General features: G+C 68.1%; 13 protein-coding genes and 1 pseudogene. 4 read left to right on the top strand and 10 right to left on the bottom strand.

Annotation, left to right across the window (positions count from 1 at the left end; all coding sequences use genetic code 11):
• Window positions 1–24: 24 nt before the first annotated feature.
• Together LZ199_RS45280 and LZ199_RS45275 are read right to left on the bottom strand one after the other, a co-directional pair.
• Window positions 25–537: an MFS transporter gene (locus tag LZ199_RS45280; RefSeq protein ID WP_254000069.1), complete on the bottom strand. Its 513-nt coding sequence runs from the start codon at window positions 535–537 to the stop codon at window positions 25–27.
• Between the two features lie 27 nt (window positions 538–564).
• Window positions 565–1,494 (bottom strand): hypothetical protein, encoded by a 930-nt coding sequence (locus tag LZ199_RS45275; RefSeq protein ID WP_254000068.1) that lies wholly within the window; start codon window positions 1,492–1,494, stop codon window positions 565–567.
• 471 nt (window positions 1,495–1,965) lie between these two features.
• Between LZ199_RS45275 and LZ199_RS45270 the strand changes: the two genes are divergently transcribed.
• The gene (locus tag LZ199_RS45270) at window positions 1,966–6,903 is read left to right on the top strand and encodes a lamin tail domain-containing protein (RefSeq protein WP_254000067.1); all 4,938 of its coding nucleotides are present in this window, start codon (window positions 1,966–1,968) and stop codon (window positions 6,901–6,903) included.
• A gap of 127 nt (window positions 6,904–7,030) precedes the next feature.
• On the opposite strand, the gene LZ199_RS45265 is transcribed toward LZ199_RS45270, so the two are convergent.
• From LZ199_RS45265 to LZ199_RS45245, 5 genes are all read right to left on the bottom strand, one after another.
• On the bottom strand, window positions 7,031–8,149 hold the full coding sequence (locus LZ199_RS45265) for a carboxypeptidase regulatory-like domain-containing protein (protein ID WP_254000066.1): 1,119 nt from the start codon (window positions 8,147–8,149) through the stop codon (window positions 7,031–7,033).
• Window positions 8,150–8,328: 179 nt separating this feature from the next.
• The gene (locus LZ199_RS45260; protein ID WP_254000065.1) at window positions 8,329–8,646 is read right to left on the bottom strand and encodes a hypothetical protein; all 318 of its coding nucleotides are present in this window, start codon (window positions 8,644–8,646) and stop codon (window positions 8,329–8,331) included.
• A gap of 115 nt (window positions 8,647–8,761) precedes the next feature.
• The gene (locus tag LZ199_RS45255) at window positions 8,762–11,692 is read right to left on the bottom strand and encodes a phospholipase D-like domain-containing protein (RefSeq protein WP_254000064.1); all 2,931 of its coding nucleotides are present in this window, start codon (window positions 11,690–11,692) and stop codon (window positions 8,762–8,764) included.
• Window positions 11,693–11,747: 55 nt separating this feature from the next.
• Complete coding sequence (locus LZ199_RS45250; protein WP_254000063.1) at window positions 11,748–12,998, bottom strand: Tat pathway signal protein; 1,251 nt, start codon at window positions 12,996–12,998, stop codon at window positions 11,748–11,750.
• A 360-nt stretch (window positions 12,999–13,358) separates the two neighbouring features.
• Window positions 13,359–13,766, bottom strand: a complete 408-nt coding sequence (locus LZ199_RS45245; RefSeq protein WP_254000062.1) for a MarR family winged helix-turn-helix transcriptional regulator — start codon at window positions 13,764–13,766, stop codon at window positions 13,359–13,361.
• A 92-nt stretch (window positions 13,767–13,858) separates the two neighbouring features.
• Between LZ199_RS45245 and LZ199_RS45240 the strand changes: the two genes are divergently transcribed.
• Window positions 13,859–14,944, top strand: a complete 1,086-nt coding sequence (locus tag LZ199_RS45240; RefSeq protein ID WP_254000061.1) for an aldo/keto reductase — start codon at window positions 13,859–13,861, stop codon at window positions 14,942–14,944.
• A gap of 10 nt (window positions 14,945–14,954) precedes the next feature.
• On the opposite strand, the gene LZ199_RS45235 is transcribed toward LZ199_RS45240, so the two are convergent.
• Entirely contained in the window at window positions 14,955–15,470 is a 516-nt protein-coding gene (locus LZ199_RS45235) for a DUF2780 domain-containing protein (RefSeq protein ID WP_254000060.1), read from the bottom strand.
• A 208-nt stretch (window positions 15,471–15,678) separates the two neighbouring features.
• On the opposite strand from LZ199_RS45235, the gene LZ199_RS45230 reads away from it, so the two are divergent.
• Window positions 15,679–16,551 (top strand): hypothetical protein, encoded by an 873-nt coding sequence (locus LZ199_RS45230; RefSeq protein WP_254000059.1) that lies wholly within the window; start codon window positions 15,679–15,681, stop codon window positions 16,549–16,551.
• 15 nt (window positions 16,552–16,566) lie between these two features.
• On the opposite strand, the gene LZ199_RS45225 is transcribed toward LZ199_RS45230, so the two are convergent.
• Both LZ199_RS45225 and LZ199_RS45220 read right to left on the bottom strand, forming a co-directional pair.
• Window positions 16,567–18,219, bottom strand: a complete 1,653-nt coding sequence (locus LZ199_RS45225; RefSeq protein ID WP_254000058.1) for an LVIVD repeat-containing protein — start codon at window positions 18,217–18,219, stop codon at window positions 16,567–16,569.
• 184 nt (window positions 18,220–18,403) lie between these two features.
• On the bottom strand, window positions 18,404–20,500 hold the full coding sequence (locus LZ199_RS45220; protein WP_254000057.1) for a hypothetical protein: 2,097 nt from the start codon (window positions 20,498–20,500) through the stop codon (window positions 18,404–18,406).
• Window positions 20,501–20,703: 203 nt separating this feature from the next.
• Here LZ199_RS45220 and LZ199_RS45215 point away from each other — a divergent pair.
• Window positions 20,704–22,233 (top strand): annotated as a pseudogene (locus LZ199_RS45215) (hypothetical protein); the annotation flags it as partial.

The following is a 22,233-nucleotide window of genomic DNA, read 5'->3' as shown; positions in this document are numbered from 1 at the left end:
AACGCGGAGAGAGGGTGCGGGCCTTCACTTGAGCAAAGCCCAGAAAGCGTAGCCGAACCCGGCGAGCCCCGAGCCGAAGAACAGGAGCATCAGCAACCACGTGCCCACGGAGGAAAGGCGCTCACTCCAGCCCGGAGGCGCATCCGCCGGATTCCGTGCGTCCTCCTCGGTGAAGGGACGTCGCGGCGTATCCGTCACGGTCTCAAGCAGAAAGGAGAGCCCGGAGACCACCCCGTAGCCGCCCTTCCACGGGGTGAGATACACCTCGATGACCTTCGCCTTTGCCAGGGCATCGGCGTCTGTCCAGCGCACCTCGCCCGGCGGCCCCGAGTCATCTCCCTCCCTGAGGCAGCTCACTTCGAAGGAGATGCGCGAGGAGAGCAAGGAGGGGTCACCTCGGAACACCCGTGCGACCCGCCCCTCCACCACCGCCTCCCCTGGCGTGACGGACGGCAGCGAGACACCGTCAACCTCGACTTGAATGTGCAGCTCCGCATCCAAGGCGTTGCGAGCGTAGTAGCTGGCAGGAGGGGCCATCGCCCCACCATACAATACGCACCTTCGCTAGGACATCGCCCTCCGAATGGCGGCCTCATTGTCGCGAAGGATGCTCTCCAGATGCGCGCGCGCCCAGGCCTCACCTCCTTGCAGCCCCCGTCTGAAGTCCGCTTCCCCCTTGGGCCAGTTCTCGGCCGACAGGTCGACGACTCGCTGCTGAAGGTTCCTCGGCAACCCACCGAAATCGAGCGCGGCATTGTTCTGCGCCGCTGCCTCCCACGGCGCCGGAACCCGCTCTTGATTCACCACGAACGACCCCTCTTCTCCTTCACGTGAGCCGCGAACCGCCAGTCGCGTGAACTCAGGGTTCATCGCCCTCAACGCGGCCCGCCGCTCGCGGGTCGACATCCCCCGCCACCGATTGGTCTCAATCAGCTGCTGCGGGCCCTGGTCCGTGTCTCGGGTCGCGATGAACTGCTCCAGGCTGACACCCGGTGGCAGGAGGACGAGCAACTCCGTCTCACTTTGAGACAGCTCGGTGGAGCCGGGATAGAGGTATTCATCAGGCACGTCGAACCAGACATCATGTCGGGCGCCGTGCAGGATATCACCCACGCCACTCTCCGAGTCGTCTGTCCCCCAGGAGAGGGAATAGGGATTGACGGCCACGGAGACAAAGGGGGTGTTGTCTCCCAGCATGCCCTGCCCATGTCGGTCTATCGCCTGAAGGATCTGCTCCCTCCCGCCACGGGTCAGCCCCCGCTGCGCCGTGGCATAGGCGTCTGGCCGGGCCGCCGCCAGCTTGGAGATGTAGTCACTCTTCTTGTCGGCATCCATCCAGCGGACCACGCGCATCATCTGGATGGGCGCGGTTGCTCCCGGCCTGGGCATCCGCTGCACGGTGCCCCCGTGCTGGAGCATCGCCTTCATCTGCACCAACCGCTGAACACGAGGGCTCTGGCTGGCGGTGTCCTGGATGGCATTGAGGCGGCTCACCTGAGGTGAGGCATCCGCCAGGCACTGGATTGCCCCAGCTCCCCGCGCCTGCGTCCGCGAGGAATCGGGAGTCGTCGCCTGCGGCTTCGGAATCCTGGGGCTGTAGGCGCTCATGCACGTGAGTGTGGAGGCGCACACGACCCAAAGACAGTAGCGCCCAGGTCACCCCCATCTGCCCGGACCCGCGAAGGCGGAACGCCAGCGCCTGCCCATCCTCCGAGGTCCTCCACGGCCTCATCCCCTCCACGACCCAGGCGAGTCCGCCATCACCCACGCCGGCTGGTGCCATCCAGACGCGGGCGCGTCCCCTCCCCCAAACCGGGCGTCATAAACGGGGAATCGCAGAACTCCACTTGAGCCGCAATGTTCCGGCCTCACGGTCGAGAAGCCGAGGGATGTCTGCTAGAAAGCAGCGCACCTCCGCGCGGGCAGTCCCTGCCTCACGGGGCGGCCCGCAGGACGGAGTTCTTCATGTCCCCACGTTTCGAGGTGCTCGCCCGCTGTCTGGGATTGAGCGTGCTGTGTCTGGGTCTATCGCTCGGCTGTGGCGATTCCGGGGTCTCCCCGCGACCTCCGCCCGCGACGGAGGGCACGGTGGACGCGGCGGCCTCCACGGTGGCGGTGGACAAGCCGACGGGCGTGCTCGCCAACGGCACGGACCAGGCCGCGGTCACGGTGACGGTGCTGGGCAAGGACGGCTCGCGGCTCTCCGGACGCGCGGTGACGGTGACGGTCGAGGGCGCGGGAGCGTCCATCGCGGTGCCTCCCGGGCAGACGGGTAGCAACGGCGAGGCGCGGGCGCTGGTGGTATCGACGGCGCCCGGCGTGAAGACCGTGAAGGCGACGGTGCGGGACACGAACGGCCTGACAGTCGCGCTCACCGCGACCGCCACGGTGGAGTTCGTCGAAGTCGCTCCCACGGCCTCGCGGCTCGCGTTCCGGCAGGCCCTGCCGGATGGCGTGGCGGGGACCCCGCTCGCGGGCCTGGAGGTCGTCCTCCAGGATGCCACCGGGGCGCCTGTCTCCACCGGCACCGCGGAAGTCACCCTGTCGCTGGCCTCGGTGGGTGTCGTCTTCCCGGAGGGTCAGCTGACGGTGACGACGGTGGACGGCGTGGCGCTCTTTCCGGAGGTGGTGCTGAAGAAGGCAGGCGACGACTACCAGTTCGTCGCGAACGCCCCGGGCTTCGAGCCGGCCACGAGCTCCACCTTCAAGGTGCTCCCCGGCACTCCGGCGGCCGTGGGGCTGAGCACGCTGATGGAGTCGGCGGTGGCGGGCGTGGCGCAGGACCTCCAGGTGACGGTGCAGGACGCGTACTTCAATACGGTGACCCGCTACACGGGCACGGTGGCGCTGACGTCCACGGACGCGGCCGCGAGCCTCCCCGCCGCGCATGTGTACACCTCCTCGGATGCGGGGCGGTTCACCTTCACGGGCATCACCTTCAAGACCGCCGGGAACCAGCGACTGATGATGGACGACGGCACGAGCGCCCTCTCGTTCACCCTGCACGTCAACGTCAGTGCCGGCCCCCCCGCGCTCCTCGCCTTCACCCAGCAGCCCACGCGCGTGTCGACGCGCGAGGCCCTCGGCAGCGTGCAAGTCACCCTGAAGGACGCCTTCGGCAACACGGCCCTGGTGGACTCGCCGAGGGTGGCCGTGTCGCTGCCGCAGGCGGGCTTCACGCTGTCGGGCACGACGGAGGCCGCGCCCGTGGACGGCGTGGCGACGTTCACCACGCTGAGCGTGGCGGGCCATGGCGTCACTCGCTTGACCGCCTCCGCGGACGGGCTGCCGGACGCGAGCAGCGCGGACCTCACCGTGGTGGATGACGTGGCTCCCGCGAAGCCGGTGCTGACGCAGACGGCCTCGACGGAGACGAGCCTCACCGTGCAGTGGACGGGCGTGGGCGATGACGGCGCCGAGGGGACGCTGACGGCGCAGGAGCTGCGCTACGCCACGACTCCCATCGATTCGGACGCGGCCTTCGAGGCGGGCACGCCCGTGGCCACGGGCACCCCGGTGCCTCCGGGCACCGTGCAGACCGCGACGCTGGCGGGGCTCGCGGCGGGCTCTACGTACCATGTCGCGCTGAAGGTGACGGACAAGCAGGGCAACACCACGCGCTCGGACAGCCTGACGGTGTCCACGGCCGATCCGCAGGTGACGCAGCTGGCGTTCGTGACGCAGCCCGTGGATGGCACGGCGGGCACGGCGCTCGCTGACGTGCGCGTGGCGCTCCTGGATGCACGCGGCGACGTCGTCACCACGGCCACCTCCGCGGTGACGCTGACGTTGACGGACCAGGCCTTCTTCCCGGCGGTGACGGTGTCGGCCACCAGCGGCGTGGCCACCTTCCAGGGGCTGCGCATCGACTCGGCGGACACGTTCACGCTCACCGCCACGGCGGGGGCCCTCGGCCAGCAGAGCCAGTCCTTCACCGTTCGCGCGGGACCGGTGTCGACACTGGTGCTGTGGCAGTTCTCGTCGCCGGTCGATGCGGGACAGGCGCTCGAGGCGGGCGTGTCGCTGACGGACGCCTTCGGCAACCTCGCGCGGGACTACGCCGGCACGGTGCACTTCACGTCTTCGGACGCGCAGGCCGTGCTGCCTCCGGATACGACCTTCACCCCGGCGGACAACGGCCAGAAGTTCATCACCGGGCTGGTGTTCAAGACGGCGGGGACGCAGTCCCTCACCGCGACGGACACCGTCACCTCGGACCTCACCGCCACGGTGGACGCCGACGTGCGCTCCATCGCCGCCGCGTCCTTCGAGGTCATCGCGGGCACAGGTCCGTTCACCGCCGGCCAGGCACTGAGCTACGAGCTGGTGGCGCGCGACGCATACGGCAATGTCGCGACGAACCACGCCTCCACGGTGACGTTCTCGTCCACGGATGCGCAGGCGGTGCTCCCCGGCGCCTACACGTTCACCCTGGCGGACGCGGGGCGGCACGTGTTCAGCGTGGAGCTGCGCACCGCGGGTGAGCAGGAGGTCGCCGCGGAGGACGTGGTGACCGCGTCCCTGAGGGGCACGCACACGTACTCCATCACCCCGGCCGCCATCGACGCCCTGGCGTTCGTCTCCGCGCCCACGACGGGCTCGGTCCGCCAGGCCCTGGCGGACGTGCAGGTGGCGCTGAGGGATACGTACGGCAACACCGTGACCGACGCCGCGACGGACGTGACGCTGTCGCTCGCGGGCGGAGGCTTCTCCCAGGGCTCCCCCACCCGCACGCCGGTGGACGGAGTGGCGACCTTCAGCGGCCTCGTCGTGGTGGACGAGGGCACGTATCGGTTCGAGGCCAACGCGGGCGGCCTTCCGCCCTCCACCTCCCAGGACCTGGTCATTGCCGACACGGTGGCGCCGGCGATCGCGAACGGCTTCGTGGCCAGCGAGCTGTCCCTCTCCAGCATCCGCCTGGACTGGGCGGCACCTGGTGACGACGGCGACCTGGGCACCGCGACGCGGTACGAAGTCCGGTACGCCACGGACGCCATCACCGAGGCCACCTTCGAGGCCGCCACGGTGGTGACGGGCGTGAGCGCGCCCCAGGCGCCGGGCACGGCGGAGTCCTTCACCGTCTCCAGCCTGGAGGTGGGCACGACGTACTTCTTCGCCCTGAAGACGTTCGACGGCGCGGGCAACGGCAGTGCCCTGGCCACCGCGAGCGCCAGCACCACCAATCCCTGTGATGACTACGTGTGCACGCCGCCGGCTCCGAGCTGCGCGGAGGACGGCACGTCCCTGGAGGTGTATTCGTCGGTGTGTGTCATCGTCGCGGGCGAGCCGACCTGCGAAGTCGGAGAGGTGGAGTTGGAGGCCTGCCCCGGCGCGGATGCCGTGTGTCACGCGGGCGCATGCGCCACCGCGCCGCACCCTGGCGCGGGGGAGCTGGCCATCTCGGAGGTGATGCACACCCCGTCGGCCGGCACCACGGAGTACGTGGAGCTGACCAACACCAGCACGAAGCTGCTGGACCTGAACGGCATGTCGGTGAGCTTCGTGGACGGCGTGGGTGAGCCCACGTCCTTCACGCTGAACCATGGACACGCGCTGGTGGTGGACCCGGGCTCGCGGGTGGTGATCGCGCAGAACGCGAACTTCGGGACCAATGGCGGCGTGTACGCGAACCACGCGTACGGCACGAACGTGCACCTGGACAACAGCGGCTCCATCACCTTCATGCAGGGAGCCACCCCGGTGACAAGCCTCCAGTACACCAACGCCTTCCCCCAGACGGTGGGCCGCGCGATGAGCCTCGCGTCCAGCATCGTGGGCACGGCGGGCGCGTCCAGGCCCTGGTACTGGTGTGACTCGACGGGCGTCCTCGAGGGCGGCGACCGGGGCACGCCTCACGAGGCCAACGACGAGTGCGGGATGAACGTCGAGAAGCCGTTGAACTACTGCGCCATCCAGTACCCGAAGACGTTCCCGACCGGGGATGGCAACTACCCGGCGAGCATCCTCGCCTTCGACCCGTACGACATCTTCAGCCAGTTCTACAGCTTCGATGTCACGACGCGGAACCAGACGGGCAACGACTTCTATCCGCGCATCGAGGCGCAGCTCGGATACGGCACGGATTCAGCCGACCCCGCGGGCTGGACGTGGAAGTCGGCGGACTTCAACGCGACCTACAACACGCCCGGCTCCAACAACGACGAGGTGAAGGCCGCGCTGAGCATCCCTACCGCCGGCACGTATCGCTACGGCTTCCGCTATCGCTTCACGGATGCGGGCGCTCCGTGGACGTACTGCGACCAGAACGGCGTGGCCGTGCCGCCCTCCGGCACCTATGGCTCCGTGACGGTGCTCGCGGGACCGCAGACGGACCACGTCGTCATCAGCGAGTTCAGCGGCGGAACGACCGCGAACGCGCGCGATGAGTTCGTGGAGCTCTACAACCCGACGAGCGCCGCGGTGGACCTGTCCGGCTGGCAGCTCAGCTACAAGTCCGCCACTGGGACCACCTACAGCACGACGTACACCATCCCCGCTGGCAGGAGCATTCCGTCCCACGGCTACTTCCTGCTGGGTGGCACGGCCTACGCGGGGTCGCCCGCGGCGGATGTGACCCACAACATCGACGCGTCCTCGTCCACCACGGCGGGAGGCCACTTCCGCATCCAGCGCCTGTCGGGGACGGTCTACGTCGACGTGGACCGCGTGGGCTGGGGCACCGGGAACGCGCCCGAGGGCACCGCCGCGCCTTCGCACCCGGCCTCCGGTGGAAGCCTGGAGCGAAAGGCCATCGTCAGCTCCTCCTCCACCACCATGGCCGTGGGAGGCGCGCACGCCACGCGCGGCAACGGGCAGGACACGGACAACAACAGCGCTGACTTCGTGACCCGCGCGACGCGGCAGCCGCAGAGCTCCGCGAGCCCGGTCGAGTTCTTCCACTGACAGCCATGACGCGGAGGTGCCTGGAGTCCAGGGCACCTCCGCGTCTGTTGCACTGCTTCAGCCGTCACGCTCACGACGGAGGATCGTGGGCCTCCGGTGGGACGGCACGCGCGCGTCGGGGGGGGGCCTACTCCACCACCCGCTCCAGCTTCACGTCGTCAATCCAGAGCACCCAGTCTGGCACCGTGCCGACACCGCTCCCGCGCTCGACGGACACCGCCACCACCGCATCGCCACTCGCCGGCGCGGTGAAGGTCCGGGTGAGCAACTGCCATGTCGTGTCGACGCCATCCATTACATAGGAGAACGAGCTGTACAGGGACATCGGGTCCGCGCGCGCCTCCAGGCGGATGTAGTTGCCAAGAGACCCATCGTTAGACGTCGGGTCCGGACGGGTGAAGGACTCGCGCTGGTAGACGAAGGAGAGGCGGTAGCGCGCGCCCGGCGTCAACAGCCGCCCCGGGATGCGCTGGGTGATGCCCGGGTTGAAAGCCGTTTCCACTGAGTAGCTGCCGGTGCCGCGCAGCGCCCGGGTTCCCGAGTGGGCCCGCGCGTCGCTCACCATCCAGCGCTGCTTGTCCAAGGACGCGATGAACGAAGAGGGGGCTGCTCCGGGGACGTCTCCCTCGAAGTCTCCGCCCTGGACCAGGTTGATGACGGGCAGCGAGAGCCGCGCGATGTTGCTGCCCGCCAGGCGCCCGAAGTCGTTCATCACGAAGACCCGGTAGAAGTAGACCTCACCGGGACGCACGCTCTCGTCCACGAACCGCGCCGTGCCGGAGGCCATCCCCACGTGCACCAGCGTGCCAGTGCTCTCGTCGAGCGCCGCGCTGCTCGCTCGGTAGAGCTTGTACTCGCGGAAGTCAGCCCCTGAGTACGGGTTCCACGTCACCTCCGCCATGCCAGCACCGACGACCACGGGCTCCGCGAGCCGGGTGGGTCGGGGCAACCGGAGGTCCGCCACCTTGTCCGTCTCCGCCACGAGGTGCCGCTCGGTGAGCGCACCGTCCGCGTCCTGGTGACGCACGGTGAGTTCGTGCCGCCCCGAGGGGACGTCCAGCAGGAAGCGGCCCTCCGCGTCCGTCTCCGTGCTCGCGCTCGGAGAGGCGCTCAGGAACACAAGCGCGCCCTGGACAGGCACCCCCTCCTGCGTCACCTGCCCCGCCAACCCGCCGCCCGCCGTCGTACCACCACAAGCCAACACCACCACTGCGGACAACAACGTCCACGCTACGCTCACACGCACGGCAACCTCTCGTCTCTCCGGCCCGGTGAAGTGCTCTACCACAAACGCCGTGCGAGCCATTCATTGAGCCCTCCAGCGAACATGGAACCAAGAGAGCCATTCCGAGGTCCGGCGCGGCGTTCCGGTCCACGGAACGCCGCTGTCGCGCCGCACGAGCGCACCCCATGCGGCGCCCGGGCTCAGTGAGCGGTGTAGCTGGCGAACTCCCCTGCCCTGAAGGTGCGCAGCGTACCCAGGCCCACCGCCTGGCCCGTGCAGTCCTCGCTCTGGTACGCGAGGACCTGCTGGACGTTGCTCCAACCCACGAGCGAGTCGGCGTCGGCCGGGAACGCCGTGCAGCTCCCATCCGGGTGGGGCACGTTCGCGACCAGCCTGGTGAAGTTCCCCGCGTAGAACGAGAGTCCGGTTTCAGACAGCTGGCCCGAGGTCTGTGCCGCCGTCGCGGTGAAGGCGGCGCAGGCGAGTGCCACGGCGGAGAGAGCGAGCTTCGAACGCATATCTGATTCTCCAGTAAATCGTGGAAAACAGCATCGCCCAGCATGCCCCAGCCGAGTGGAGGCCTCAATCGCTGGTTGTCGAGGCGGCCGTGCGGCCTGGGACACCCGTCCCCACTCAGAGGAAGTCGTTGCCCTCCTGGTTCAGGGCATTCAGGACCTGCTGGTGGTCCGCGCGGAGCTTCTTCGCGGCCTGGCGAGGGTCCGGCGCGGAGGGAGGCAAGGCGCCATTGGAATGCACGAGGTTGCGCGACAGGTAGACGATCCAGGGGCCGCAGCTGTGCTGCCCGTCCTCCCTCCCCCCGAAGTTGTCATTCTGATAGGCGATGGTGCACCGCTCCACGAGGAGCTCCGGAAACGGCCGCAGCAGAGGCCCCAGTGGCGGCACGACCCCCGGGTTGAGCGGATCGATGTAGAGCACTCGCGCCTCTCGCCCCCCCAGCGCCGCTGCGCTCACCTTGATGTAGAACAGCCCCCAATGGTTGTTCTGGACGTTGTAGGGCAGGACGATGATGCGCGGTCCGCTGTCCTCGGCCATGTCATCCAGGACATCGTCGAACGCGTTGGGCCCCAGGCGACTGAGCTGGTGGCCGTTGATTCCGTGGCGCACGAAGACATCGGGCATATGCCCGATGTAGTGACACATGAGCCGGTAGATCTGACGGTCGGTGTAATAGTGATTGCCTTCGATCTTGTCGCCATTCGACTCGCGCTCAGGGTCCTTCTTCTTGGACTTCGGAGACGAGGGCGGCGAGCGCGGCGGCGGAGGCGACTCCTTGACGAGCTGCCGCTCCACCATGCCCACCATCGCAATCGCCTCGTCCTGCTCGTGGAGCGCGTCGAGGTTCTCCGGCGCCGACGGTTTGCTCAGCCGCTTGACCTTGCCCAGGTTGGCGGCGCTCATGAGCGGCGGATGCAGGCTCCCGTCCATCCCGCCGCCGAAACCACCGAAGACCGGCTTCGAGCCGCCCTTGCCCGGCAACAGGGGGGTCCCCGACTTGCCGAAGAACGAGGTCGACGCCAGGCCGCCCAGGAGCATGGAGCTCTTCATCCCGCCACCGAACAGCGAGGGGTAGAGCCCCATGCCAAGCCCCATGGGCGGGAACAGGCGTGGCTTTGGCTTCACCTTCACCGTCCGGGTCTTGCAACCGCCCACACACCCGGGATTGACACAATGCCGCCCCGAGTAATCCCACAGCGGCTCCCAATACGACTCCAGCAGGTCCTTCACCGCGGACTCTCCCTCCACCAGGTAGTTGAACTCGGAGAGGAAGCCCGGATAGAGATTGTCGGAGCCGACGACGTACGACTCGTCGTCGACAATCATGATCTTGGCGTGATTGCCCGGCGCGGAGGGGACCTTGTCGAACCGGGCGCCACTCGCCTTCTGGACGGACGCGAACGCGCTCCCGATGATGCCCTTGTCCGGAGCCACCGTGGCCAGCGAGGGCTGCTGCAAGGTCGCTGTGTAGCCCTCGGGTGTGAGCTCGGGCCAGAAATAGGTCTTTCCCTCGATGGTGCTCTCCTCGGGGACCTCCGTGAAGTAGAGGGGGGCGATGTGCAGCCGCTCCAAGGCGCGCTCCCGCACGTCCGCATCTGGCAGCAGGTCGTCGGTTTCCACCGCATGCGTCATGTAGTACTTGAACAACTCGAACGTCCGACACGCCCCCGAGCCGAACGAATACTGGTCTCCCTCGGCGCCCGCCCCCGCGTCCAGGGGTGAGACCACGACCTGGACGACCAGGTTCTGGTTCGCGAGCAGCGCCTCCATGATCCAATGGCAGACGACATGCGAGGACCACTTCTTCTTCCACGCGCTCACCAGGTCCATCTGCGACAACCGCAGGACGCGCCGGGCGCCCTTGATCAGCTCCTCCTTCATCAGCTCGGAGGCCTTCTCGTAGTCCAGCTCCAGACTCGAGCCCTTCCAGTACTTCCCGACCGACAAGACGCGGGTCGCCTTCTTGTACTCCCCCAGGCCGGCGTAGGAGCTGTACTTCTTCTCCTTGAACACCGGCAGCTCCAGCTCCTCCAAGGCCTGGAGATCAAACCTCCGGATGCCGTCGTCGTCCAGGTCCTCCTCGCCTGAGTCCGACAGGAGCCCCTCGCTGGAGCCAGGCTTCGGGGACCCGACCTCTTCTCCCCCGCCTCCACCATGCAGCCGCGCGAGGGCCGCATGGAGCTCGTCCCGGTAATCACTGGCATCCGACTCAATCAGCGGGTCCTTGAGCTCCCACTGCGTGCCGACGACCTTGTCACCGTTCTTCCAGACGCCGGCATCGACATCCAGATACTCCTTGGTGAAGACGTCGGTCCCGCACTCCCACATCTTGTTCAGGAACAGCTGCGCCCCCAGCGCCGCCTCGCCATGCATGACGACCGACACGTCATGGACGGGCGGATAGCTGGTGAACAGGTCCATGTTGAGGTTGTGGCCTCCCACCAGGGACTCGGCGCCATCCACCGCGATGATCTTCGAGTGATTCCAGGTCATCTTGGTGAAGTCATCGTCTCCCTCCGACACCAGCCAGCTCGGAAGGCTCGAGGCGAAGCTGGCATAGAGTCCGGAGACCAGCCCCTCCCGGAGGCGGTAGAACTTCCCCATCCAGATCTCCGGCTTGTGCTTCCAGTGCCGGGTCCGCGACCTCACCAGTCGAATCAGCGCGCCTTGGAAGTCGATGAGCGGGGGCGCCGTGCCATTCATGATGAGCATGGGCGTCTGCCCGAACAGGAACCGGAACTGGGTGCGCTTCGTGCGCCCCATGTCCTCGGTCAGCGCGGCATCCATCGCCCCCAGAATCACCTTGGCCCATTCGGGGTCCGGGCTGTTGAGCGAGGCCACGTCGCACCGGAACTTGGACTTCTGGATGATCTCGATGATGGCTCTCTCGAAGTCCTTGGTGCGCTTCTTGGCCTGGACCATGATGTCCGGACCGAAGTCGAGCCCCCAGACGCGAGGCGTATCCAGGACCCTCACGTAGCTCGGCCCGCTCAACTGATTGAAATAGCGGGGGTCGATCTTGCTTCGCACATCATCAATCTGACTCATTGTCTCCGCACTCCTCGCCTGAGCTGTCCCTGCCCCTCGGAAGCCACGCCTTGACTCACAGGAACGTCCAGTCCACCCATCCACCACCGGCCTGTTCGATGGTGCAGGGATAGGCCATCCTGTACGGGGGAGTGCCCACCACGTCCTCGAGGTAGTATTTGTCCCAGCCGAGACTGCCGTGGATGGAGGAGACGCGCCGGACGGACTGCCGCGTCACATAGCGGGACGTTCGCGTCTGGCCGCCCGCCATCGCGTCGAAATGAGAATGAGCCGTATGGATTCTCTTTCGCAGTTGCCTGACGGAGTCCTGGACCCCGCTCTTCGTGTGGAAGGTCGTTCCCCACCGGGTCAGGTAGCCCCGCGCCATCCGGTAGAGGAGCCGGGGGACGGCCGCGACCTCGTCGCTGAACTTGGCGGCGTCGTATTTGCCGTCGGTGGTGCCGATTCCCGCGACGGTGCCATGGCGGCCCCGGGTGGCGTAGAGCCGATACCGCTCGGGCTTGGGAAGGTCGGAGGCGAGGAGCGGGTCCGCCAGCTGGCGCTTGTTCGCGAGCGTCTGCCACGTGTCCCCCAGCCCTCGGCCCTCGATGACCGCGTGGGCCTCCTGCCCGGTCATCCCCGCGTTGGGCCGGGGAATCACCGCGCTGAAGCCCTCGTCCAGGTGGTCCCAGGCGTAGACTCCGACATAGTTGACGACATTGGGAGGCAGCTGGGTCTGGATGCTGTACCACTCGCCAGTCCCTGGAACGGGGTCGATGGCGAAGATGTTGATGGGGATGTCGCGACAGGCGGGCCCCCCATAGGCATACAGGAACCAGGCGGCCATGATGGATTCGACGGCGCCACGGCTGTGCCCCACGAAGTTGTACTGCTCCGCCCCGCTGGCGGCGGCGCTGCTCGCGGCATGCAGCGCGAGCGCCGCATCAGCCCAGCCCGTCGCCTGGCCCATCATGGACCGTTGGTTGCCTTTCGAGTAGCGCTGGGCGTACTTGCGCAGCTCTCCCGGCGCGTTGGGCAGGCTGCTGTCCAGCGGGTCGCAGGTGTCCGTCTGGTGGTGCCAGTCGTTCTCGCCGACGCCGCGCACGGTGATGCTCTTCTTCGTGTCGTGAAGGCCGGCGCCAATCTCCATGTGGAGCCGGACCGGGATGTAGCCCGTGCCCTTGTCGAAGATGTCCTTGTCGCTGATGAGGCGCCGCTCGTTCTTGGCCAGGAACCCGAAGTACTTGTAGTCCCAGTAGCGAGTGACCTCGCCCTCGTCCCGCGCGCAGGCGGTTCCACAGAAACACACGGTGTACACACTCGGCATGCCGCCCCCCAATCCACGTTTCGTGCCGTGGACGCGGCGATGTTTCACCGCTCGCGAGGGTGCCGCTCAGGACCCGCGGCGAGAGCCCATCGGACGGTCTTCCGCTGGGGGAATCACCAAGGTCGCATGCGCCCAGGGAGCTGCGGGCCTGGACGCGCGAACGGCCACGACGACCTGACAAGGTGAGTGCGTTTCAGCCCATGACTCGGAGTGCGTGGCGACGTGTCTCTTCCGACCCCGCGCACCGGGGTGAAGCGGGCCCCGCGCGCATGCCGGAAGCGAGCCCTGCGTTCCGGCCGGACGCCGCCGCGTCCTTTCAGACCGCGCGGCGCCAGTGGAGGCGCCCGCCCTCCTGGAGGCTCAGCTCATCTTCTCCAGGAGGACTCGCAGCTCCGCCTGCTGGGTGGCGCTCAGCCGCCCGAGCCTCTCGCCGAACGCCTGGGAGAGCAGCGAGGTCCCCTGCTGCATCACCTTGCGACCGGCCGGGGTGAGCTGCAGCCGGTGCCGCCGCAGGTCCACGGTGTCAATTTCACGGCGCAGGAAGCCCGCGGCCTCGAGCCGCTTCACGTACAGCGTCACCGACGGCTTGGGGATGCAGAGGGACGCCGCCAGCTCGGCCGGGTAGGGGTGCGCGTCCACGTCCGCGAGCACGAACAGCTCCTTCGTCTCGAGGCCCAACGCGGTGATGTCGGAGGCGACACTGGAAATCACCGCCATCAACAACCGGTGGTTGAGCGACCAGATTCTCGCCGGGTCGATTTTCGACATGGCTCCTTGCGCGGAAATTGGTTCAGCATTAACCCAATTCCATCTTGAACTAATTCGCCGTCCCCACAATGTAACACGCCTGGGAGTCCCAAATGCCTCTGGACCACTACGTGACGCTCGGCCGTTCCGGCCTGCGCGTGAGCCCCCTCTGCCTCGGTGCCATGACGTTCGGTGAAGACCTGGGTTGGGGGTCCAGCGTCGAGGAGTCCCAGCACATCATCGACCGGTACATCGAGCTCGGCGGCAACTTCATCGACACGGCGAACTTCTATACGAAGAGCCACTCCGAGAAGATCATCGGTGACCACGTCGGGCGGCACCCGGCGCGGCGCGACAGGCTGGTGATTGCCACGAAGTTCAGCGGGAACCTCTATCCGGGGGACCCGAACGGCGGAGGCTCCGGCCGCAAGTCCATCATCTCGGCGTGCGAGAACTCGCTGCGCCGCCTGCAGACCGACTACATCGACCTGTACTGGCTGCACAACTGGGACATCCACACGCCCATTGAAGAGACGATGGCCGCGCTCGAGGACCTGGTGCGGGCCGGCAAGGTCCGCTACCTCGGCGTCTCGGACACGCCCGCGTGGAAGATTGCCCAGGCCAATGTGATGGCGCACTTCCGGGGCTGGTCCTCGTTCGTCGGGTTGCAGATTGAGTACTCCCTGCTGGAGCGCAGCGTCGAGCAGGAGCTGGTGCCCATGGCCCTGGAGCTCGGGCTTGGCATCACCCCGTGGTCGCCCCTCAAGAGCGGCGCGCTCAGCGGCAAGTACACCCGCGCGAACGCCGGAGAATTGAAGGGGGACCGGGGTGCCTTCATCCACTCGTACCTGAACGAGAAGACCTACGCGCTCGTCGACGCGCTGGAGGTCATCGCCCGCGAGCACAAGAGCACCGTGGCGCGCGTGGCGCTGGCCTGGGTGCAGGCGCAGCCGGGCGTGAGCTCCACCATCATCGGCGCGCGGCGGCTGTCGCAGCTGGAGGACAACGTGGGCGCCCTCTCGGTGAAGCTGACGGCCGAGCAGCTCGGCCGTCTGGACACGCTCACCAAGCCGACCTTCGGCTTCCCCCAGAGCATGCAGCCCATCTTCCCCAGCATCCACAACGGGGGCACGACGGTGAACGGCGTCTTCATGGAGGCGTCCGCCTTCGGCGTGGTGAAGGGCGAAAAGCCCTACTAGCCACCCGCGCTCAGCGGCCGCCGAGCAGGCCGCCCAGCATCCCACCCAGCCCGCCACCGGCGTCGCCGCCACTGGCGCCTCCGGTGAGCATGGGAAGGACGGAGAGGACCTTGCCGACGAGCGCGGGGTCCAGCCGTGACTTGAGGAAGTCGAGCAGCAGCGGAGCGACGAGGGCGGCCTTGCTCGCATCCAGGTTGAAGCGCCCGAGCAGCGAGACGACAGCGGCCACTTCAGCGCCTTGCGCCGCGGCGCCGCCCAGCGCGCCCATCAATCCTCCCGCGCCACCCTGCCCTCCCATGAGTCCGCCGAGCGCGCCCATCAGCCCGCCATCTTCCGGCTCGGCGGGAGGCGCGGCCTGCTGCCACCGGTCCATCTCCGGGATGGCCTGACCCAGCTGGTTCGCGGTGTCCGGGCCAAGCTTCTCCTTCACCGTCCCCTGCACCAGCTTCAGCAGGCCGCCCGCGAGCCCCTGCGCCTGGGTGCCATCGACTCCGAGCTGCTGCGAGAGCTGTCCGATGAGGTCCATGTCGTGTCCCTTCGTGTCCGTGTGGAGAAAGACCCCTTCCTAGCGGGCCCGGCGCCGCGCGTGTAGCGGGCTATGAGAAGATGCGTCGTCCGCGCGGCATCCCCCCATCGACCGATGCCTGCTGCCGCAACCCCGCGCGCGTCCGCCTGACAATTCCTACAAATGCATGAGGCCTCGCACCTCATGCTCCATCCAAAAGGAAGCTGTCATGCTCAAGCGTCTCGTCACGGCGTTGCCGAAGTCCGTCCCGAATGCGCGGCCCTACTCCACCCGCCCGCCCACGCACCTGCCTGCCGCGCCCACGAAGAGCCCCGCGCGAATCGCGCAGGAGACTCGCGCTCGCAACAACAGTCACGACTTGATGAGCGACATCATGGGCGCCGAGGACCGCCGGCACGGGGGCCACAATCTCCAGACGCCCCGGCTGCGTCCGGACGTCCTGCTCTCGCGGCGGGACAACCATCCCTTCAAGCCCATCCAGCCGGAGTTCGGGACGCACAAGGCGGCCATCGACGCGAAGGGCACGCTCTTGCCCGTGGACAAGGACGGCGCGACGCCCGCGGCGCTGCACGTCGACGGCAAGCAGGAGTACAAGGAGAAGAGCCCCTTCACGTCCTTCAGCGGCCTGCCGACGGGCGTGGATGGGACGGCGCCCCACCAGCTCGTCGACAAGCCGATGTATGGGAAGAACCTCATCGTCACCAATCCCTCGCAGGAGCCCCGGGGCGGCGTGGTGCTGGACCCGTTCGACATCCAGCGCGACATCCGGACCCACCCGGACGCCGCCCTGGACGAGACGGCCGTGCTGCGCAGCCAGCCCCGTCCCCAGCCCCTCTGGCAGCCCACCGCCGAGGAGCGGGCGCTGATGCCTTCGGTGGGCGTGGACCCCACGCAGTCCAGCTTCACCTACCGCGAGCGCGCCATGGTGAACACGGCGAGGGACCAGGAGTACCTCGTGAAGGGCCCCATCCGGGAGTTCACGCTCCAGGTGCCAGGCAAGGACAGGGCCCTCCAGACGCTGTCCCGGGATGAGCTGCTCGAGCGGGCCCGGCAGGAGCACGCCCTGAAGAAGCCGCTCTGAGCAGCCCCAAGGCCGCTACAGCTCGTGGGTGATGAGGAGCCCGCGCGTCGCGTCCACGAGGTACACGTAGCCGTCACCGGGGATACGGACCCCGAAGGTGCCTTCGAAGAGGCCGTGCCCGCGTCCCGGGTCGGCCTCGCGGAAGGTGTTGAGGTGGGCGACCTGCCTCGGCTGGGTGGGGTTCGACACGTCCAGCACGCGCAGGCCCTCGTGGTACCAGGCGACGTAGAGCAGGTGGCCCCGCAGGAGCAGGTTGTGCATGGACACGGTGGGCCGCATGCGGTGGGTCCCAATGAGGGAGATGTTCGCCGGGTCCGTGACGTCGAGCACCCTCACGTGAGAGCCATTGAACTCGCCCCCCTCGAAGGCGATGGTGCGGCCCGCGAAGGTGCCCACCGCGCTGTGGTGCGCATAGCCGAGCACGTCTGGCCGGAAGTAGTCCCCCAGGTGGCGCACGTCGTTCAAGTCGGTGACGTCCATGATGGAATAGCCAGACTCCGCGTTGCTGATGTAGAGGCGGCCCTGGTAGGCGAAGACGTCGTGAGGGCCTCCGCTGAAGCCTCCCGGTGTCGGCGTGACAATCTGGAGCAGCGTGGGCTCCAGGGGCTTGGAGACGTCATAGACATACGTGCCGGTGCCGGGCGCATTGGCATACAGCCGGTCTCCGTCGACGAGCACGGTGTGGACGGTATAGGGGCCCTCGGCCCGGCGGACGAACACGGGATTGGCCGGGTCGCGGATGTCGAAGATGACGAGCCCCGAGGCATTGCTGGCGATGTAGAGCGCATCGTCCTTGGCCCAGACGCCGTTCCAGTCCGTGTCGTCCGGCAGGGACAGCGTCTTCTTGAGCACGGGGTTGCGCCTGTCTTTCACGTCGAAGACGCTGAGTCCGCCCAGCTGGGGCGAGGCGTTCAGCGAGACGACGTAGGCGTGCTCCTTGGCGACGAAGAGGTCCACGGCCCTGCCGACGGGCGTGGCGGCCTCCGACACCAGCGAGAGGCCCCCAGAGGACTCGCCCTCCCCGGCGGCCCAGGTCATGCGCTGGGCCACGAAGGTGCCGAGTGTCTTGCCGAACCGCGCGTCGCTGGAGCAGGACACGTAGCAGCCGGTGATGACGCCGGGCTCGGGGACATGGCAGCCGGCGAGCGCGGTGGTGGTGATGAAGGTTCCCGAGGGAATCGCGAGGCTGCGTCTCCCCGCGAGGAAGAACGTGCCGCCCTCCGTCACGCGGGCGACGAGCGGCCCGTTGTTCATGGCATCCGGCGTGCCGTCGGCGTGGAGGCGGACGCTGACGGTGTTGCGGGAGATGAGGGTGGTCGTGGGCTGGCCGGGCCGCACGCGCATCTCCCCTCGGAGGTTGACCTGGAAGATGCCCTGCCCGTCCGCGCCGGAGAGCTCCTGCGGCGAACAGCTCGACAAGTCGAAGGCCGTGAGGCTCTCGCAGAGGAGCGGGTCCAGGCTCTCGGGATTGATGAACTGGCACGCGTCATGGCGACCGGCCTCCACCAGGTCGCCCAGGTCCTCCAGCGGAGTGGAGGTGCCGTCCCACGGCGGGGGTCCGGCGTCGACACCACCGGGGGTGGGAGCGTCGTCACAAGCGGACAGGAGGCAGCAGAGCACGACGCAGAGCGAGCGCCATGCTCCACGTGAGCAGGGAATAGTCTTCATGAGGACCCCAGGATGGAGCCACCCGCGAAGGCGGGTGGTCATCCCGGGTACGACGCGGGAGTCGCCATGTTCCCCGCCAGGCCACCGATGCTTGCCGGATGACCACCGACTCCAAGCCCATCCGCCGGGCCGACACACCTCGAGGCCCGTTGGTCCTACCCTTGCAGTTCGCGCGGGCGTCGCGTCACTTCACCTCGACGCCCGGCTGCTGCCCCAGGCCCAGGTCAATCCACCCCGGCATGTTGTAGCTGGCCGTCGTGCCGTCCGTCCTCGTGGCCAGCGGGTTCTGGTCCACGTGGCCCGCGGCGCCCAGGCTGATGAAGAGCGTCGTGGGCATCGACTCCGGAGTGGCCTCCATCAACGTCATCGTGGTGACGGGCACATCGGGCAGGTAGTCGTGCGTCGCGTCGAAGTCGCGATACGCGGTGAGCCAGGCCTCGTGGCTGTAGCCCGGGTCATTCGGCGTCATCGCCAGCGTGGCGAAGGGCTCGCCCTCGGCCTTGAGCTTCTGGCGCTGAGCGGCGAGCGTCGCCGGGTCGCTGGAGTCCGCGAAGAAGCCCACCACCATGTCCTGCGCCTGCCGGGCGGCGACGTTCTGGACGTTCGCCAGTCCCTCCGCGCCCGTCACGGTGATGGTGGTGTACTCGGTGCTTCCGTACTGGAGGATGTCCATGCTCATCCCCTCGAACTTCCGCGAGCCGTCGGGGTTGAGGGAGAACTGGATTTCGAACGAGTTGTCGGTGCCCGCCACCTTGCCCTCGGCCGTCACCGTCGTCTGGCCGTTCACCGTCGTCACCGTCTCCGTCAGGCTCTCATCCCAGAACTGGTGCTCGAAGCCGACGAACTTCGTCAGGTTCAGCTCCGCGCTGAGCGAGCCCTCCTGGGACCAGGTCTGCTGGGTGCGCACGTCCAGGACGCCCGGGCCCGTCTGCGTGGGGAGCGTGCCTTCGCGCACGAAGGTCTCATAGGCCGTGCGGCCCTCGGGCGTGCCCAGGTCGAACTCCACGCTCGCGGAGTTGCCCTGTGAGTAGCTGTGCTCGGAGCCGATGCCGCCGCCCACCTTGTGTCCCTTGATGGTCAACTCCAGGCCCAGCTCCAGCTTCGAGGTGAGCGTCTCCTCCGGGCCCACCGTCACGCGCACCGTGGTGTCTCCCGTGCGCTCCACCGCCACCGACTGCGTCTGCTCCTTGCCGTTCTCCCCACTGAGCTTCAGCGGCCCGATGGACAGCCCGTTCGACGTCGTCACGAAGTCGGAGGCATCCACGACCAGCTTGCTGCCCGGCGGCAGCGCCAGCGGGTCGCTCAGCGTGGGCACCTGGAAGCCGCCGGGGTTCATGATGAGCTCGCCGATTTCTCCCTCGGTGAGCGCGAGCTCGAAGCTGACCGACTTCTTGCTTCCGGACTCCGCGCCCACCTCCACGCCGAACGGGCCCACTTCGCCGGCCTCGACTCCCGCGCTGCCCTTGAGGCCGCCGGTGGCCTCGAACGTGACGGTGATGAGGTGGCGACCGTCCGCGGTGGGCTCCGTGGGGTTCCAGCTCAGCTTGACCTCCGTCTCCGCGTAGGCGCCGCCGCTGATGGTGCCCTTCAGCTCGCCCTTCTTCTTCTCGCCTTCCAACGGCTTGAACTCAGCCTTGATGCCCACCTTGATGGTGCCGTCGGTGGAGATGCCGATGGACGGCGCCAGGTTCACCAGCTCCTTCGGCTTCTCCGGCTCCGCCGCGCCCCCCGTCGCCGCCGCCGCGCCATCCGCCACCGGGCGACTCGCGGCGCCCGTCAGGCCGAAGCCGTGGATGAGCGCCTCGCGCGCGGGGCCCGGAGGCACGGACAGGATGCGCGCGAGCTGCGCGTCCGGCACCGCCACGGGCTGTCCATAGGACGCGTGCGTCGCCTTCCACTCGGCGAGATTCGCGTACGTCTTGCCGGGCTCGTTCGGGTCGACGATGGCGCCGCCCGGCTTGCGCACCAGCGCATGGCCCACGCTGTCGCGCGAGTCGCCAAGCAGCAGCACCTGGTCCCCTGGCTTCGACAGGCTGTTGGCCTTCTCCAGGCAGTTGGCCTTGCCGTCCCCCAGCACCTCCGTGCGCAGCGTGCTCGCGCCGCCAGACAGGTCCATCGTGGGACGCCGACCCGACTGGAAGCTGCTGCGCGCCGAGTGGCCCGCCGGCTCCTGCTTGGGCGCGGGAGGCGGAGGGGGCGGCGGCGGAGGGGGCGCGGCGGCGACCTTCGGCTGAGGCACGGCGAAGGGTGTCGGGGTGTCGGCGCGGCGAATCGGGGCCATGGACTCTCACTCCTGGGAGGCGGGCTGCGGGCGCGGGTAAAAAAACCAATCGACCAGTTTGTTTAGCGGATTCTCCGGCTGTCCGGGCGAAAGTTGCTGCCAGTGGTCAATTTTCCGTCTGGAGCGGATGCCTCATCGCGCCCGCAAGCCCGCTATCCTTGAAAAACATGCTTAACCAACATGGCGTGACTCAAGGAGACGAGATGAACACCAGGACAAGCAGCCTCCAGCGGACGACGCGGGCCGCCCTCCTTCCAGTGCTCCTCCCCCTGCTGTCGCTGGGGACGGGCTGCGGCGGCTCGGAGCCTGGGGACACCCCGGAGGCTTCGCTGGCCACCGCGGCGCAGGCCGCCTCGGACGCGAACCTCCATGACTCCTTCACCCGCGCCGACAGCACCACCAGCCTGGGGAGCCTGGAGCAAGGCGCCCAGGCGTGGAGCCTGACTCCCTCCAACAGCGCCTGGGGGGTCGCCTCCGGCCGCGCGTTCCTCACCCGGGACGACGGGAGCTGGCTGGACCACTACGCCACGGTGCAGGGCACCGCCAACGTGCGCGTGCTGGTGACGCTGTCCACGCCAGGCCAGTACTCCGGCCTCACCTTCCGCTTCGTCGACCGCGCCAACTGCTGGAAGCTGGCGACGGACACGGGCCAGGGAAGGTACTTCCTCACGAAGTTCGTGGGCGGGACGCAGTCCTTCCCGCTGCAGATTTCACAGGCGCCCGTCGCGGGAGACGTGCTGGAGGTCCGCGCCAGCGGCACCCGCATCGACGTGTACATCAACGGAGTGCTCAAGGGCGGCGTCACCGACGCGGACCACCAGTCCGCCACGCGCGTGGGCCTGCTCGCGAGCCAGGACAACCTCGCGCGCTTCGACGAGTTCAGGGTCTACACGCAGGGGACGCGTGACGCCACGCTGCAGCCGTTCCGCTCCAGCTCGGTGTGGAACCTGCCCATTGGCCAGGGCGCGACGTACGCGGACACCACGGACCCGGCGACGCGGGACTTCATCGCCACCAGCCTCCAGGGCGTGTCCATCACCACCTGGGCCAACTGGAACGAGTACTCGCACCCCATCACCTTCGCGTCCGCCAGCGATCCGCGAGCGACGGTGACGGACTACAACGACGCGTCGCGCAGCGGCATCTACAACGTGCCCGCCACCGCCCCCATCGCGGCAGGCTCCGACAAGCACATGCACATCATCAACCCGGCGAGGTCGCACATCGACGAGGCCTGGGCCACCACGCGCCAGTCGCCCACGGCGTACCGCGTGGGGCGCCACCACCGCATCGACCTCTACGGCACGGGCCTGGGGCCCCAGGCTGGCGTGCGCGCGTACGGCGGCTCCGCGGTGGGCGGCCTCATCCGCGCGTGGGAGACGACGCCCACGCACGCGAAGTACACGGGGAAGATTCAGCACGCGCTCGCCGTCGCCTTGGACCGCGTGCAGCTCTATTACAGCTCCGGGTGGAGCGGCTACGACGCCAACGGCTACGGCACCGCGAAGGGCTACGTCTGGCCCGCCACCGAGCAGGACTGGGGCAGCGAGACGACCTACAAGGGCCAGGTCCCCATGGGCGCGTACTTCGCCATTCCGCCGTCCGTTGCGTATTCCGGCGATGGTGAGCACCCATTCCAGCTCAAGCCGAGCAGCCGTTCCGGCCATGGCGAGCAGTCGGAGCGTCAGCGACGCTGGGACGTTCTCTCACTTCACCTGCTTGCGAGCCTTCGT

Origin of the sequence: Myxococcus qinghaiensis (assembly GCF_024198215.1) — a bacterium.
Classification (GTDB): Bacteria; Myxococcota; Myxococcia; order Myxococcales; family Myxococcaceae; genus Myxococcus; species Myxococcus qinghaiensis.
The sequence above is the reverse complement of the archived record's forward strand: the minus strand, read 5'-3'. Positions and strand labels throughout refer to the sequence as shown.